At 39.6% G+C, this 16909-nt stretch carries 13 protein-coding genes, 2 pseudogenes and 1 CRISPR repeat array; of the genes and pseudogenes, 11 read left to right on the top strand and 4 right to left on the bottom strand.

Going from position 1 to position 16909, the window contains the following annotated elements:
* Nucleotides 1-295: 295 nt before the first annotated feature.
* Together N1I80_RS14160 and N1I80_RS14155 are read left to right on the top strand one after the other, a co-directional pair.
* Nucleotides 296-739, top strand: coding sequence for a transposase family protein (locus tag N1I80_RS14160; protein WP_340738012.1), 444 nt, complete (start codon nt 296-298; stop codon nt 737-739).
* A gap of 37 nt (nt 740-776) precedes the next feature.
* Nucleotides 777-2051: a transposase gene (locus N1I80_RS14155; RefSeq protein WP_445683650.1), complete on the top strand. Its 1275-nt coding sequence runs from the start codon at nt 777-779 to the stop codon at nt 2049-2051.
* A 60-nt stretch (nt 2052-2111) separates the two neighbouring features.
* On the opposite strand, the pseudogene tnpC reads toward N1I80_RS14155, so the two are convergent.
* The 3 genes and pseudogenes from tnpC to tnpA form a co-directional block, all read right to left on the bottom strand.
* Nucleotides 2112-3701, bottom strand: a pseudogene (gene tnpC, locus N1I80_RS14150) (IS66 family transposase).
* A gap of 38 nt (nt 3702-3739) precedes the next feature.
* On the bottom strand, nt 3740-4096 hold the full coding sequence (gene tnpB, locus N1I80_RS14145) for an IS66 family insertion sequence element accessory protein TnpB (RefSeq protein ID WP_340738510.1): 357 nt from the start codon (nt 4094-4096) through the stop codon (nt 3740-3742).
* Nucleotides 4086-4409, bottom strand: a complete 324-nt coding sequence (tnpA, locus tag N1I80_RS14140) for an IS66 family insertion sequence element accessory protein TnpA (protein ID WP_340738509.1) — start codon at nt 4407-4409, stop codon at nt 4086-4088. Before tnpA ends, tnpB begins: the two co-directional genes overlap by 11 nt.
* A 374-nt stretch (nt 4410-4783) precedes the next feature.
* On the opposite strand from tnpA, the pseudogene N1I80_RS14135 reads away from it, so the two are divergent.
* The 5 genes and pseudogenes from N1I80_RS14135 to N1I80_RS14115 all read left to right on the top strand — a co-directional run.
* Nucleotides 4784-5068 (top strand): annotated as a pseudogene (locus tag N1I80_RS14135) (DUF2441 domain-containing protein); the annotation flags it as partial.
* Between the two features lie 271 nt (nt 5069-5339).
* Entirely contained in the window at nt 5340-5576 is a 237-nt protein-coding gene (locus tag N1I80_RS14130; RefSeq protein ID WP_340738508.1) for a hypothetical protein, read from the top strand.
* Nucleotides 5577-5674: 98 nt separating this feature from the next.
* Nucleotides 5675-5854, top strand: coding sequence for a hypothetical protein (locus N1I80_RS14125; protein WP_340738507.1), 180 nt, complete (start codon nt 5675-5677; stop codon nt 5852-5854).
* Between the two features lie 494 nt (nt 5855-6348).
* Complete coding sequence (locus N1I80_RS14120) at nt 6349-6498, top strand: hypothetical protein (RefSeq protein ID WP_340738506.1); 150 nt, start codon at nt 6349-6351, stop codon at nt 6496-6498.
* Nucleotides 6499-6811: 313 nt separating this feature from the next.
* Nucleotides 6812-7360, top strand: a complete 549-nt coding sequence (locus N1I80_RS14115; RefSeq protein WP_340738505.1) for an NAD(P)H-dependent oxidoreductase — start codon at nt 6812-6814, stop codon at nt 7358-7360.
* Nucleotides 7361-7567: 207 nt separating this feature from the next.
* Here the strand turns inward: N1I80_RS14115 and N1I80_RS14110 are convergent, their stop codons facing one another.
* On the bottom strand, nt 7568-7912 hold the full coding sequence (locus N1I80_RS14110; protein ID WP_340738504.1) for a winged helix-turn-helix transcriptional regulator: 345 nt from the start codon (nt 7910-7912) through the stop codon (nt 7568-7570).
* A 2229-nt stretch (nt 7913-10141) separates the two neighbouring features.
* Between N1I80_RS14110 and N1I80_RS14105 the strand changes: the two genes are divergently transcribed.
* The 4 genes from N1I80_RS14105 to nagB all read left to right on the top strand — a co-directional run bounded on the left by N1I80_RS14105 (nt 10142) and on the right by nagB (nt 16908).
* Nucleotides 10142-10852 carry a Fic family protein gene (locus N1I80_RS14105; RefSeq protein WP_340738503.1) on the top strand — a complete coding sequence of 237 codons (711 nt, stop codon included), beginning with the start codon at nt 10142-10144 and terminating at the stop codon, nt 10850-10852.
* A 202-nt stretch (nt 10853-11054) separates the two neighbouring features.
* A CRISPR array of direct repeats spans nt 11055-13751; the repeat unit is 32 nt; unit sequence ATTTCAATCCACGCACCCATATAGAGTGCGAC.
* A 628-nt stretch (nt 13752-14379) separates the two neighbouring features.
* A complete protein-coding gene (locus N1I80_RS14100) occupies nt 14380-14823 on the top strand; it encodes a GNAT family N-acetyltransferase (protein WP_340738502.1) in 444 nt (147 codons plus the stop codon).
* Nucleotides 14824-15001: 178 nt separating this feature from the next.
* A complete protein-coding gene (gene nagA, locus N1I80_RS14095) occupies nt 15002-16168 on the top strand; it encodes an N-acetylglucosamine-6-phosphate deacetylase (RefSeq protein WP_340738501.1) in 1167 nt (388 codons plus the stop codon).
* Nucleotides 16168-16908, top strand: a complete 741-nt coding sequence (gene nagB, locus N1I80_RS14090) for a glucosamine-6-phosphate deaminase (RefSeq protein WP_340738500.1) — start codon at nt 16168-16170, stop codon at nt 16906-16908. The genes nagA and nagB overlap by 1 nt, the downstream gene beginning before the upstream one ends.
* Nucleotide 16909 lies beyond the last annotated feature (1 nt).

Here is a 16909-nt window from a genome sequence, read left to right as displayed (position 1 = left end):
TAGCGATATGTATTTTTGGATTCAATTTTACGGAAATTAATTTGAGGTGCTTTACTTAAGATGGTGAAATTAGTAAGACTATTGAAGGCTATGAAGCATGATAGGAAATTGCGAAGTGGTCGCATATATTCAAAAAGTCACAAATGTTCTATGGTTAGATGTGACAATGAATATAGTTTTCATATTACGAGATCCCCAAGGAATGTAAGCGTCAAATAGGTTCTTTCCATTGTTGGTTGAATTAGCGATATATTCTGTTATAATAGAGTGAAAAGAATCTAGGAGGGGTTACTTTATGGATGAACTCATCACATTACTTGACGAAAACTTGATTTGTACAGGTACGGATATATCTTCAGATTTCATTTATTTCTTTGTGACATCTACTCGAAAAGAATGTGTGTGCCCTTCCTGTCAAAGTGTATCGTCTCGAGTCCACTCTCACTATAACCGAAACTTCCAAGACTTACCGATTCAAGATAAAAAGGTAGTGATTACACTATCTAATCGAAAAATGTTTTGTGATAATCCGTCATGTCATCGGACGACATTTGCCGAAACTTTTTCTTTTATAGACAATAAAGCGAAGAAAACCAAGCGATTGAAAGAAACCATTCTGGAAGTTTCACTCACACAAAGTTCTGTCTCCGCTGCAGTTTATCTATCGAAACACGTAGTCGACGTTAAAAAGAGCACAATCTGTAATTATCAAAAAAAAAAGCATGCTCGTAATCAATAAAGAGGATATCGAAGCTATTTGTATCGATGATTTCGCAATGAAAAAGAGAAAGAGTTACGGTACTATCATGGTGAACTTAGCCGATAGTAGAGTCATTGATCTCATAGAATCAAGAGAAAAAGAAGATGTAGTTATCTGGCTTTCTCTTTTTCCCAATATAAAATACGTCTCAAGAGATGGCTCTCTTACTTATGCCGCCGCGATTCGAGAAGCACATCCTGAAGCGCATCATATCAGTGATCGATTTCACTTAGTGAAAAATTTGACGGACGCAAGTACGCTCTGTATGTATAGAATTTTAGCTGGACGAATTGTCATTCCATTAACCAAGGAACAGAACGCAATGAACGAACTGCTAACTAGTAAACCTTCACGACGTACTAAAATCCTCTGGGTCAAGTCCTTGGCGTCTCAAGGTCGCACTATACAAGATATCCGAACGCAAACAAAATGTAGCCTTCAAACGATTCAAAAATACATTAGAATGCGAGAAGAAGAAATCCCTAAAGATTTAGAGGACCAACGCGGTCGTGAACATACTGAAGCAATCCAGAAGATTATGGATAAAGTCAAAGAAGTGAAAGCTTTACAGGTAAAAGGATATAGTATTAGAAAAATAGCTGATGAGACAGGCTATACAAAGCGCACAATAAAAAATTACTTATCGCCTGATTTCAATCCTATTCATGGTCAATATGGTGTACAGCGTCCCGGAAAACTGTCCCCTTTTAGAAATGAAGTGATTGCTTTGCGCTCAAAAGGAACAACTTATAAAGAGATTCATGCTTCTATTTTACAGAAAGGATATACAGGCTCAGAAGCTGCGATTAGACAATTCATAGCGAAAGAAAAAAGGTTACAAGGTGACCTGGAAAACGATGTCATCGCTGGTTCCACGGAGATTGTGGAAAGAAAATGGCTTATAAAGTTACTCTACAAGCCACTAGATAAAGTGAAAGCCATTTCCCTCGAACAAGTAGAAAATGTTGTTGAGAAATATCCACTAGTCGGTACATTAATTCGCTTGGTTTGGCGTTTCAAAGAGATTCTTCAATCGGGAGAGAAAGAGTTGTTACATACATGGATTTCAGAAGCAGCAGCCCTCGAATTAAATGAATTGACTAGCTTTCTCAATGGTATTAAAAAAGATATAGATGCGGTTGAAAATGCATGTACGCTTCCATATAACAACGGATTAGCTGAAGGAAGCATAAATAAGTTAAAAACCATCAAACGCATCATGTATGGCAGAAACAGTTTTGAACTTCTACGGAATAAACTATTGTTGCTTGAATCCCGTAAATTCAACTAACATTGGAAAGAACCGTCAAATAGCACCCACCTGCCATTCAGGGGGCGCTTATTATATGTTTTATTTAGTCTTACTAGGAACGTGGCAATCTGCCGGCAGGGTCTTTGACCATGGAAGCAGTTGATCAAGCGCCTTCGGATCATTTAAATCGATTAAAGGAAGTTGTTCAAATACGTAGGTTAAATAAATCAATGGATTTAACTGATTTTCTTTAGCGGTTTCCACAATACTATAAGCGATGGCGCTCGCCTTTGCACCTTTCATAGATTGAGAGAATAACCAATTTTTCCGACCGATAATGAAAGGTTTGATAGCACGCTCTGCTCGGTTATTATCAATTTCTAAACGTCCATCTTGTAAAAACATTGTTAGACGCGGCTATTGATTTCGACAATACGTAATGGCCTGCCCTAATGCACTTTTCGGTGTAACGCGGGAACTTTGTGTTTGTAGCCATGCTGAAAAAGCGTCCAGCACAGGCTGACTGCGTTCAAGCCGTTCTTTATACCGTTCTTCGGGGCTGTGATCTTTTAGCGCGCGTTCAATCGCGAATAATTGGTTGCAGAAACGAAGGCCTTCCTCTGCTGCACAAGGGATTTCTTTATTTTTAGCTACTGCTGGTAAAGCAGTAAGTGCCTCGTCGAATTTTCTACGGGCATGCGCAAAACAACCTACTGGCTTTACCTTTGGTATATCATTATATCCTTGATATCCATCGACGTGCAGATATCCCTCAAAGCCCGAAAGGAAGGCTTTTGGGTGTTTGGCTGCCCTTGTTTGTTGGTAATCATACAACACAGCGGCTGATGCATCACGCCCCGTGCGATACAACCACATATAGGACTTGGATGTCGCCGCGCGTCCAGGTTCGGACAGCACTTGAAGTGTCGTTTCATCCGCATGAAGAACATCCTGCATCAGTATGTAAGTATGAATATGTTCATAAAGATGGATGAGCCAATGAGTTGCCCCGTACATCATCCAGTTGGCTAATGTTTGACGTGATAAAGGGACGCCTAGACGTTCCAGTTGTTTTTCTTGTCTGTAGAGGGGCATACCCTCGACATATTTTTGATTCATAATGTAAGCCATTGCCGACGGCGATGCGAGGCTACCAGGATACATAGGTGCTGGCATTTTTGCTGTGAGAATGGGTGTTTCAGTGCCTTCACGTTCACAACTTCGGCAGCTGTAAACGTGGCGTACATGTTCAACAACTTTCACTTGTGCGGGAATGATTTTTAACTCCCGACGCACTTCCGTACTCATCTCATGCATTGGCTCACCGCAACACAAACAAGCCTGTTCCTCATCTGATAAACGATAGTGAATCGTTTCAGTTGGCAGGTTTTCAAGCATCGCTTCGATTTGACCGGATCGTTTTTTACGACGATAAGTAATCGTTTCAAGCGTTGGTTCCTCTACCCTTTCATCGGAAGTGACTTCAGCTTCGTTGAAAAGAGAAAGTGCGATTTGATCTGGATTGGATTTTTCACTAGAAGCGCCAAATTTCCGTTGTTGGCTGAGGCGAAATTGTTCTTCTAACCAGTTGAGTTTAGCCTGTAGCACTTCATTTTGTTTTTCAAGCTCCATATTTTTCGCTGCAAGTTCTTCAATTGTAGGTGGGGTGACCGCTACTATTTTTTCCATAGTTAAAGGAATTCGACAGGACTCGCCGAATTCCTCTTTTATATGATGACTTTTGCAGAGACTTGTTTATGGGCTTGTTTTTGTTCATAGGGCAGGCCGTCCAGTAACCAGTTTAATTGCCGATGGCTAACTGGCAATGGTTGTGTAGTTGAATCATTCGGCCACTGAAATAGACCGTTTTCCAACCTTCTATAGTAAAGCCAAAAACCATTATGATCCCAATGAAGTATTTTTAGTTTGTCCCGCTTACGATTGCAGAAGACAAATAGGCTAGGTGAAAATGGATCAAGCTGAAAGCCTTCCTGTACAATGGCTGCTAAACCGTCAATCGATTTCCGCAAATCGGTATGGCCACAGGCCAAATAAACACGATTGATTGGTGTTTTACTTAACATGCTTCTGAAGCACCTGAAGAACTCCACCCAACAGCGCAGGGTTGAAACCTTCTTCAATTTGAATGGAAATCGTGCCGATTGTAAGCGTTAATGAATGAGAAGATTTACCTTCCTGGATGAGCTCATCAAATGAAACCCACTGGGGTGCTGGGCTTTTTGTATCCTTTTTCAGCCAATCCTTTTTGAGCCATGCATACATACTTTGATAACTGATATTGTTTTCAGCACACCAAGTCTTGACGCTAGATTCACCACTCGCTTTAAATGCGTCAATTCGTTTCTGCCACATTGCGCGACGTTCGTCTCTTGTCATGAAAAAACCTCCTAACTTTAGATCGTAAGGTGATTATCACATAACGGTCTAAAGGTTAGAAGGTGGGCTAGGTTTGACGCTTACCGGAAAACCAGAAGAAACTGATGGAAAACGAAAATGTGCAACACAAATATTACACACGGTTTACACTTCCATTTCCATTTCCATGGGGATAGTAGCAGATGTCTTCGAGAGGTGTTATGGAATTATTTGTTAAATGTAGATAATTCAGCTACTATATAAGTTGAATTAACTTTTTTACATTCTGACACAAAGACGGTCAATGACTTTGTTTCGTCGTCGATTAACATCCTCGGTAAAACCACGAATGGCCTTGGCAATCTTATTGATATAATCGAAGATTGGTTTGATTAGAATATCCTTCAAGATTGTCTTGTTTATACGCGTCTAAAAGCTGTAAAAATGTCTTAAAATGGAAAGGAGTATTTGATTCTTACGGTAGAAAAGTATTACAGATTGTGAAACTTCAGGTTTCCGGTGATGGAGGGCTTTCGCCAAAAGAGGATGGGGCTCCTTATGCTAAAAAGATTGAATAAGCTAGGGAATATTGGAGAGGTAATATTGAAAATGCCCTCCCAGAGCTATTGATTAATGAAAGAATTGAAGTGGTAGAAATAATCGATGACTTCTATGCTTGACTCTAAGAAAGTTGGATGTATGTTTTATTCGCAAACTTTACTGCTGTCCAATAATCGGGTGCGATTGCGGTATATAAACAGATATTTAGTTGATTGGAGCGGAAGACGGTCTACTCCAGGAGGTTCACGGCACGCCCACCGGAAAGCGTGCTGTCTGTAGCGCAAATCAACGGTTCTAGACTATTCTCATTAAAGGGCGCAGTTGCTGAGTAAATTTGTTCACCAGATTAAGCTAAATTAGATGATAAGACCGACTTGTGGGGGGATTATGATGGAAACGAAAAACTTAAATGAGTTACTTAATAAGTTGGAAGAGAAAAAGATCTTTTACAAACTAGATAAAATAAGAGCTGAATCAATTATGGTGGAAGTTGCTGTTCCAGGAGAGCGTTGGGAAATTGAGTTTATGGATGATGGTTCAATTGAGATTGAAAAATTCATAAGCAATGGTGGCGTCATGTATGATGAAGAAGAGCTTGAGACGCTATTTAGAGACTTCAGTGATTAATAGTTTTAAGGACAATTATTCTCCAAACAGGTGCTTTTCTTTAAGGAAGATTGGCACTCAATTTTCATAAACGTGACATTTAGTTAGGAGATGGGTTTGTGAAAATGATGAAAGAAGTAGTTGTTTTAGTGTTAGCCCTATTGGCTATAGGGCTATCGTTTACTGAGTTTTTGAGAAGGATTGTATTGCCTTCTAAGCTATTTGCACTTCTATTTTGTATAGTTGCGTTATATCTTTTTGTGACAACAATTAAGGGTTTATCGAGAAAACAGAAATAAATAATTTAATAAACTGTTAGACAACAATAAGTAGAAATTATCCATATTGATTCTATGAATATTTTTTTGCGTATATATGTTGAACTAATGATTCTATATAATCTCTAGTGAAGGCTAACCCAGGCGCAAAGCGTTGTAGTAGGATTCTCTATATCAACATATATAGCTAACCAGTTACACTTTTTACAAATGCAGAAAAAGACCCGATACAAATTTTCAGCATTTGTATTCCTTGTTTAAAGGAGTAGTTAGGTAGACGTATTCACGTTAATAAATTGCTTTTTTGTGATCTATTAAAATCGGTTCTTCCTAATCAGGAGAAATCGTTTTTTGCATTTAAAACACAGAGGGTTAGAAATGGTGTGAATCCAGAGTGGTTTGCTACATAGGCACCCGAAACTGTAGTACACTAATAAGGTTTACTTCAGTAAAATTAGGTATATTATAATTGTTGAATAGATTCTCTTTAAAGACAAGAAAAGTAGGTGAACAAAGTGGGGAAATATCAATTGGATAACAAAGGTAAGGCAGCTGTGACAAATTATCATGAAAAAAATAAACCTGCCAAATTTGATAAAAAGCAGCAACTTGAAAAAATACGTGCGGAGTATTTGAAAAAGAAACAAAAACAAACAGATAAATAATATGAAGCAAAACATAGGAAGACTAAAATTTCCCTATGTTTTTTCTTATTCGAAGTTAATTTTACATCCCAGTTATTACCGATAATAGAGAACATGAAACAGATGGATATTGTTGCAATTAGCAAAGAAATAAAGATTTTCGGTCTCTGAAAGAATTTTAAAACTCATGGCCATACCTGATTTTGACCGATTTTTTACAGGGTACTTACATTTAAGTAAGTACCTGAAGAAAAAGTGCGTACTTACAAGAAAAAAGTATAGCCGATATACTCAAAGAGTAACAACACCACAATAATTAAGGAGGAAACACTTTATGAAAACACTTGTGGTTGTAGCTCATCCTAATCTAGAAACATCTGTAGTAAATAAAAGGTGGATAAAAGAACTTAAACAATATCCAGAGAAGTATACAGTGCACGAGTTGTATAAGGCTTATCCAGAGGAAAAGATAGACATTGAAAAAGAACAAAAATTGATTGAATCACATGGCAGTCTAGTTTTACAATTTCCTGTCTATTGGTTTAATTGTCCTTCTCTTTTGAAGAAATGGCTGGATGATGTTTTTACTTATGGATGGGCGTTTGGTTCAATTGGTGGTGATCATTTAATGAATCGAAAAGTGGCTTTAGCCGTTTCTGCTGGAGCAAAACAATCCGATTATAGTGAAAATGGGAGATATCGGCATACGCTAGAGCAAATATTAATTCCGTTTGAAACAACCCTATTTTATTGTGATGCCGATTACCGATCAATCTATGCGTTTTATGGAAAAGAGGGAGCTATTGAAGAAGATATCACGCCGGAGAAATATGAATTAACAAAAAGTGCTAGAGAGCTCATGGAATTTATAGACAATTTATAGATGCTTTAAAAAAGTTATCGTATTATAATGAAAATAGTGAAGGGCTGTTACAAAAGGTCATAAAATGACAGGTGGAACAGCCCTTTTTGTGTCTAAATTAATTGCTCGGGCGGTAAACAAATTTAATTGAGTCGGAAAAGTAGCATAGACTGTGGCTGCAAGTACTACTATTTGAGAATACTTGGATTTATAAACATATTTGACTACTTACAGATTGTTTTCCCCCCATTGACACATCATATCTACTACTGGAATCAGTGAACGACCACGCTCGGATAACGAATATTCAACTTTGGGAGGTATCTGCGGGAATTCCTTACGTATGACTAAGTCATCAGCTTCCAATTCTTTTAGCATAACGCTGAGCGTTTTAAAAGATATAGTATCTATATTTCGTTTTAATTCGTTGAACCTAATGACTTTATTTTCATGTAGCCAATATAAAATGAGTATTTTATATTTCCCGCCTATTAAGGACAATGTATATCCAAATCCGGTATTTGGTAAATCAACGCCAGTCGGTAAACAAGTTTTGATTGTTTCACTTTGCATATAGTTACTCTCCTTTAGCTTGTAAAATCAATATAAACTATTCTGTTACATTATTAAAGAAAAACGTCTGGCTCTAAAGGTTTCCGTATGCGCTTACTGATTTCCCCCATTTTTTCGATGGTTAACACAACATCAAAAATTTCAACGTACTCCTAGATCTCCAGATATTCTCTATTTAGAAAAACATGATATCTCAGAATCACGTTTCTTTGCGAATATATGAGATTATATCCTGAAAATGATGATTAAATTCCGCAGAAAGTATACAAAGATTTCCTTGATATAAAAGCCAATATCGATTTCACTTTGTACCAACATAAAGTACTTGGAAAGTGGATGGTTGGCCTATATCCAGAATAGGTTGCTAGGTATAACAATTATATAAAAGCTCTTCAGGATTATAATTTAGAATTAAATAATCAGACCCTTGGCCAATCTGACAACGACTGATGATGGCATGTGGCTGCGTCAATATTATTTTTTATGTAGAATCATAAACGCCGAGAGAAGGCAAGTTTCTCTTGTTATTATTATATTTTGGAATATATTGAATGTGATAACATTATAAAGCCTTTACACAACTTCGATGGATGCTTAACAAATGGTCGTTACAGTGGAAAATGAAGAAATTCATTGAAAGAGGGGGGCTATTCATTAGAAAAATAGATTTGCATATTTATTAGATTTGTTCCGATGGTGAACGAAGTCCTTCAGAATTGATTGAATTGGCAATGGAAAATCGACTCAGAGATTGTTCGGAAGCTAAATGAGCTCCACTTTGATTTGTGCTAATGACTGCTCTGCTATGTCTAGGATATTCATAGCGTTAAAAGTCCTCAATGTTTCTCACGCGGCTTCTTTCTCAAGAGAGTGCGAACCTCTAGTGCACATGAAATCCCTGGGGCATTCGCACCGACATTTGTTTGAATAACCCTTAAAATTGAGCTAAAGTAATAAGGAACGAAGTGAAAAAGTTGGTAGGAAGCCGGATTGTGATGAAATCTGGAGATTATTTCATGTTTTTATCACTTTTTCGCAGTCGCACTCTACATGAGTGCGTGGATTGAAATTTTTACGGCGCACCGGAGGAATCGATAGCGGAAACAGTCGCACTCTACATGAGTGCGTGGATTGAAATCGCATGGTGTGGAATAAGGGGATTGAACCCTTATCGTCGCACTCTACATGAGTGCGTGGATTGAAATACATGAATGATGTTGAAAAGCTCGCTGGGGATTTAGCGTCGCACTCTACATGAGTGCGTGGATTGAAATATCTTGTCCTCCACAGTTGAGGTTGTGGAAGGCTTAGTCGCACTCTACATGAGTGCGTGGATTGAAATTTTCTGTACTTAGTCGATACAGTAATGCAGGCAAGTCGCACTCTACATGAGTGCGTGGATTGAAATACAGTTCGATTGGCTGCTAACGCACCTTGACTAGAGTCGCACTCTACATGAGTGCGTGGATTGAAATGGGACGCCAAAGCTCCAAAAGACAGAATGGGACACCGTCGCACTCTACATGAGTGCGTGGATTGAAATTAACTTTGTGATTGATAAAGATATTTGCCGTACTGGTCGTCGCACTCTACATGAGTGCGTGGATTGAAATCATTTTGCTCTCCTGCTCATTCCATATCATCTTCGTCGCACTCTACATGAGTGCGTGGATTGAAATAAGATTCAGAGTCCAGTCAATAATGAAACATTTACCGTCGCACTCTACATGAGTGCGTGGATTGAAATCAAACCCACTCGTATCTGAAAATATCTATGTTTTGTCGCACTCTACATGAGTGCGTGGATTGAAATTTCTCTAAGTCTTACAATCTCCATGATAAGACCTTGTCGCACTCTACATGAGTGCGTGGATTGAAATACAGCTGATGAATATGAAACAAAGTTGAAAAGTGTTGTCGCACTCTACATGAGTGCGTGGATTGAAATCACCTGAGTAGATTGACTTTCGAGCATCATGTCCAGTCGCACTCTACATGAGTGCGTGGATTGAAATATTGAACGAAGTCATCGCCTGCTCTTCACTATTTGTCGCACTCTACATGAGTGCGTGGATTGAAATTCGCTCTTCAACAGTCTGCAACAGATGACCGTATGTGTCGCACTCTACATGAGTACATGGAGTTATATAGAATAAGTAGTCGCACTTTGTATGGGTGTGCGGATTAAAATGATGATAGTGAGCTATTTGGGTTAAGAAAGAGGTGAGGGTGTTGAAAAGATTACCAAAAGAATACTTAGACGATATTCTTGTCCGACTGGCACATCATTCCTCTGCACTTGAGGGTAACACGATTACGTTGGTAGAAACGATTTCGATTATTCTATATAATCAAGTATCCAGCAATCGCAGCATTGATTTAAGAGAAATTTATGAAATCAAAAACCACGAGCAAGCATTACATTACTTATTAGAAACACTTACAGCCAACGAACCATTGCACTTGCAAATAGTAAAAGAAATTCATGCCTTGCTAATGGATCGTTTGCAATACGACAGAGGGCAATTCAAGTCAGTGGAAAACGCCATACTAGGGGTGGACTTCATGACGGCAAGCGTACAGGAAACACCGCTTCTTATGCAGCGGTGGGTCGACAATTTGAATTATCGTTTAGATCTCACAGTTTCGGCACAAGAAAAAATAGGCATTATTGCCGAAGCACACATTACATTTGAACGTATTCATCCCTTCGCAGATGGCAACGGGCGCACTGGACGTATGCTGCTGAATTATTCCTTGCTCGAGCGCGGTCTTGCCCCTCTCATCATTAACAGTAAAGATAAAGCGACCTATTTCCGCTTTCTTGCTGAACAAGATGCTACAGGCTTCAGTCAATTCATTGAAGAGACGTTGGCAGAAGAACAACAACGCCTGCAACGTTTTGCGAATAAAGAGCAACAACAAATCTCCCCTGATTAAAGCGTTAATGAATTCAGAATTTAAGAAAAGAAAAGAGCAGGCACATTAGCCTGCTCTTTCTCTCACGTTAACGAAAAAATGAAAAAGTCCTGTTATATATGGTGATATTAAGAATCCTACTAACAATGCTTTGCGCTGAAGGAAGAATTGATACCGTATCTTTCCCCGATGCCTCCCATAATAAGACGCCTTATATATATGAATTTCAATCCACGTACCCATATAGAGTGCGACTTTTCTTTTACGCCCCATTTTATCAACTCTCAATCATTTCAATCCACGCACCCGTATAGAGTGCGACCTCGGCAAGAAGTCGAAAATTACGCGTAATGTCGATTTCAATCCACGCACCCATATAGAGTGCGACAAAGAGATCCGTCACGCTTTCCAACGATTTAAAGGAATTTCAATCCACGCACCCATATAGAGTGCGACATTCAAGTATCCTCCTTTCTTGCTTATTTACCGCCATTTCAATCCACGCACCCATATAGAGTGCGACAAAGATGGTATCGTTGCGGCGTTCGTCGGGCATGTATTTCAATCCACGCACCCATATAGAGTGCGACGGACTATCATCGCTTGATGTTATCTATGACACTCTTATTTCAATCCACGCACCCATATAGAGTGCGACTAAGATGCTTTTTTGTTGTTTTTCGTATGCTTTAATTTCAATCCACGCACCCATATAGAGTGCGACGTTCGCAAGCCACAACGCACTTTCTATGAGTTGTTATTTCAATCCACGCACCCATATAGAGTGCGACAATACATCTTTTTACCCCTCCATCCTGTCATTTCGATTTCAATCCACGCACCCATATAGAGTGCGACGAACTTGAGGATTCAACACAAGAAGTTTATTACATTTCAATCCACGCACCCATATAGAGTGCGACAAATACACATTTCTCGATCACTGCAATTTACAAAAATTTCAATCCACGCACCCATATAGAGTGCGACGATGTTGTGGCTAGATCCTTTTATATCGCCTGGTATTTCAATCCACGCACCCATATAGAGTGCGACGCTGTTCTGTATTAAATTCTAATTCTGTAATTTTAGATTTCAATCCACGCACCCATATAGAGTGCGACCCAATCCAATCACTATTCATAAATGTAGCAAAGGATTTCAATCCACGCACCCATATAGAGTGCGACACTAACACCTTCACGGACAACCAAAAAAGGCTTCGATTTCAATCCACGCACCCATATAGAGTGCGACTTTCTACTTTGATTCGAGTGAACTCTTCGACAAGATTTCAATCCACGCACCCATATAGAGTGCGACATGGACACAAATTCGCTTCGAACCTGTAGGTATGATTTCAATCCACGCACCCATATAGAGTGCGACTTATTCCTCCGCTCATAGTGACCCCTCACTTCAAATTTCAATCCACGCACCCATATAGAGTGCGACGTTTATGACGGGCTTTAATTGACCATATTTGAATTTATTTCAATCCACGCACCCATATAGAGTGCGACAATTTGTCTAGCTCTTTACGCGGATTAACACCGTGATTTCAATCCACGCACCCATATAGAGTGCGACGTGAACTTACAAACCATGTCAATCAATGATTTGTTATTTCAATCCACGCACCCATATAGAGTGCGACTTATTTTGTCGCAACAGAACAAAATGACGTTGGAAATTTCAATCCACGCACCCATATAGAGTGCGACAATATTAGCAACTTCAAATGGTAAAGACTACTACAATTTCAATCCACGCACCCATATAGAGTGCGACTTTGGCTTGCATCGATGGAACCTTTCACGGTATTATTTCAATCCACGCACCCATATAGAGTGCGACCTAACACGTGATCCCAGTTATGGTTGAATAGAGCGCATTTCAATCCACGCACCCATATAGAGTGCGACTCCAATATCAGGACAACCTGAATACGAAACGATAATTTCAATCCACGCACCCATATAGAGTGCGACTTGACCGCGCGGCGGTTAAAAAGAGAGTAGGTATGTATTTCAATCCACGCACCCATATAGAGTGCGACCTTTTTGCACTACATCAGCCGGATCGTGCCAAAGATTTCAATCCACGCACCCATATAGAGTGCGACATAAAACACCTACCAACATCGTTCCGTTTATCGATATTTCAATCCACGCACCCATATAGAGTGCGACCTACTCTAGCCATAATCAACTGCCCATTCGGCTCTTTATTTCAATCCACGCACCCATATAGAGTGCGACGCTCGTTAAAAAAGGTTGGTGACGTTAACAACTTATTTCAATCCACGCACCCATATAGAGTGCGACGAAGGCGCTCAAGACTGTTTATAAAGCGATTGTATTTCAATCCACGCACCCATATAGAGTGCGACTATCATATGACAACTCTATTCCCCTGCTTTCTCCTATTTCAATCCACGCACCCATATAGAGTGCGACCTCAATATAAAAAAGGACTCTATCCTTATGGAAAATTTCAATCCACGCACCCATATAGAGTGCGACCCTGACAACTTCTTGCCCTACTGGATCTAAACGTATTTCAATCCACGCACCCATATAGAGTGCGACACCACCGCCACTACCAGAGCCGCCCGTGCTGCCAATTTCAATCCACGCACCCATATAGAGTGCGACTAAATTTGGAAAGTTGACAGCGATTAAGCGTGTTATTTCAATCCACGCACCCATATAGAGTGCGACCAAAACTTGTTTCAAAAGTTGCAGAAGCAATTCAATTTCAATCCACGCACCCATATAGAGTGCGACTAAAATAATTTGATGAAACCGCCTACCAACGTCATTTCAATCCACGCACCCATATAGAGTGCGACCCTCAAATCGTTTCTATCATCAAGGGTGTAATGAATTTCAATCCACGCACCCATATAGAGTGCGACTGCGAAAAAGTGATAAAAACATGAAATAATCTACAGATTTCATCATAATTCAGCTTCCTACCGACTTTTTCATTTCGTTCACTATTACTTTAGCTTAATTTTCGGGATTATTCAAACAAATGTAGGTGCGAATGTCCCGGGGATTTCATGTGCACTTGGGGTTCGCACTCCCTTAAGAAGGAGGAAGTTTCTAAGCAAGGAATTGTCTATCGGCTTTCTATAGCTCTAGCGAGAGTGGAGGTTTCGGTGTCAACGCGATGAAGATGGGTCTTCGAGGTTCGGGAAGTAAAATCACAAGAAAAAAATAGTGAATAACACGGCTAGCTTGTTTGAGTAGGCTTTTTCTATGTTTAATTGAGAAGAGCTTGTAGAAGGAGGGGAAACAGCTAAAGTAACGCTTGCTACATAACTCTTCAATTAAAAACGTCACATTTTTTGGCGAATAATGTCAGTGAGAAGGGGGAGTCTTTAGAATCAAAAATAAAAATTAGTGATGACTTGATATAGAACAAAGAACCTATGTAACTAAATGGAATATGCAAAGGCATAGGCCTTGATAAAGAGTTAAAAGAGCTATAAAATTTGTTGAAAGTATCCATTATAAAAAAATGAAAAGAGGTTTCCGCTTATGGACACTATAACAATTAAAGAACTTCAATCACACGATGAAATTATTGAAGCATTTCCTATTATGAAACAGTTACGTACCCATCTAGATGAAAGTGCTTATCTTGAATTAGTAATTGCTGCGCAAGAGAGTGATAGCTATAAGATGCTCGCTTTACTCGACGGTGATGAAATTGTTGCAGTGATTGGTTTCAAGCCGATGATAACACTTTCTAGTGGTAGATTTATTTGGATCTGTGACTTGGTTGCAGATAGGAATAGACGTTCAAAGGGTTATGGTGAAAAACTACTTACATATGTTCATGAGTGGGCAAAAGAAAATAATTATGAAAGTGTGTCTCTATCATCAGGATTACAGCGTACAGATGCACACCGTTTTTACGAGAATAAAATGAAGTACACCAAAGCAAGCTATGTGTTTAAAAAACCTTTGAAACAAACATGATATTCAATACCGGAAGTATTAATTGAACAATAGAAGATTAACTAATATTGCTCAATCATTTCAAGTAGTTATTTTGCGTTGTGTATAATTCTGAAATGGTCTAGACGACTATACCAATTAGGTGTATAGTAAAAAGAAAGTTTTTGATACCAACAACAGTAAACAAGGAGGAAATTCTATGGGGAAAACGTTATTAATCTCAAATATTACAATCGCAGATGCAACAAACGCTAGTTTTATTGGAGATATTTTTGTGGAAGATGGTAAAATAAAAGAAATCGCTGCTTCCATTACAACTGTTGCGGATATCCACATTGATGCAGCGGACAAAAATTGGACTGTGGTTCCTGGGTTTATAGATGTACATATTCATGGTTCGTCTAGTTTTGATGCGATGGATGCGACGCCGGAAGCATTGAAAGGTTTGGCAGGCTCGCTTCCACGTGAAGGGACGACAAGTTTTTTGGCGACGACGATGACGCAGTCCGATGAGGCGATTTCTGCGGCGTTGCATAATGCGAGCCTTTTTACGGCTGATGAGACACAGGCTGAAATGCTTGGGGTTCATCTGGAGGGACCTTTCCTGTCAACAATAAGGGCAGGTGCACAGCCGGTTGAGCATATGATTGCGCCTTCTTCAGAACTTTTTAACAAATGGCAAGAAATTAGTGGCGATCGCATTAAACTTGTAACAATGGCGCCAGAGCTGGAAAATGGGCTTGCATTTATTGAAGAATTGACAAAGGGTGGGGTTGTTGCATCTCTTGGTCATACGGATGCGACGTCAGATGTTGTGCATAGTGCAGTTGAGGCTGGTGCAAGTCATATTACGCATCTATATAATCAAATGAGTCCTTTCCATCACCGGGAGCCTGGAGTTGTAGGTGCTGCTTTTTTAGAGGATTCACTACAGGTAGAAATAATTGTGGACGGGATTCATAGTCATCCAAAAGCAGTAGAATTGGCGTATCGCCAAAAAGGTGCAAGTGGTATTATACTAATTACAGATGCGATGCGCGCGAAGGGATTGCCGCCTGGAACGTATGATTTAGGTGGGCAAGACGTCGAGGTAACGCATAAAGACGCTCGCTTGCCAGATGGCACGCTTGCGGGTAGTATTTTAACGATGGAACATGCAGCGAAAAACATGAAAGCCATAACAAATTGTACAGTGGCTGAATTGGTTGCGATGACATCTACAAATGCAGCAACACAGCTCGGTCTTGACAATAAAGGCAAGATTGAGTCTGGTAAGGATGCAGACCTTACAATCATCGATGAAGACTGGACTGTTCAGTTGACGATTTGTAGGGGGAATCTCACATACTCGAAGGAGGAACTATGATGAAAGTATTAGTATTTGAAAATTATGATGCAGCAAGTGAACAGGCGGCACAACTGGTGGAAGCGCAAGTTATTGAGAATGGTCAATCGGTTCTTGGATTGGCAACAGGTTCAACACCAGTAGGCTTGTATAAAGAGTTAATCGAAGGCGTTAAAAAGCGTGGCGTTTCTTATAAAAATGTAAGCACCATTAATCTTGACGAATATATTGGTTTACCAGCAGACCATGCAGAAAGCTACCATACATTTATGGCTGAAAATTTATTTAACCACATTGATATTTCAATCGATAACACGCATGTACCGAATGGTATGGCTTCGTCACCTGAAGACGAATGTGTGCGTTATGAAGAAATCATTGATCGTGTAGGTCCAATCGATCTACAAATTCTTGGAATCGGTACAAACGGTCATATTGGTTTCAATGAACCGGGAACTGATCCAGAAAGCTTAACGCATATCGCTGAACTTGTTGCATCTACGCGTGAAAGTAACGCACGTTTCTTCCCATCGATTGATGATGTGCCGACACATGCTGTGACAACAGGCATTAAGTCTATTTTGAAAAGTAAGAAGATCGTTTTGATTGCTTCTGGAGCAAGTAAAGCAGAGGCTGTTAAGCAATTGTTGAGTAAAGAAATTAGCCAAGATTTCCCGGCATCTTATCTGTGGAATCATGCCGATGTAACCTTGATTGTTGATAAAGAAGCATATGCTTTGGTGCAAACAGAAGGGCAGTGAG

The organism is Sporosarcina sp. FSL K6-3457, assembly GCF_038007285.1.
GTDB lineage: Bacteria > Bacillota > Bacilli > Bacillales_A > Planococcaceae > Sporosarcina.
Note: the sequence above shows the minus strand (reverse complement) of the source record. Positions and strands in the feature narration are given on the sequence as shown.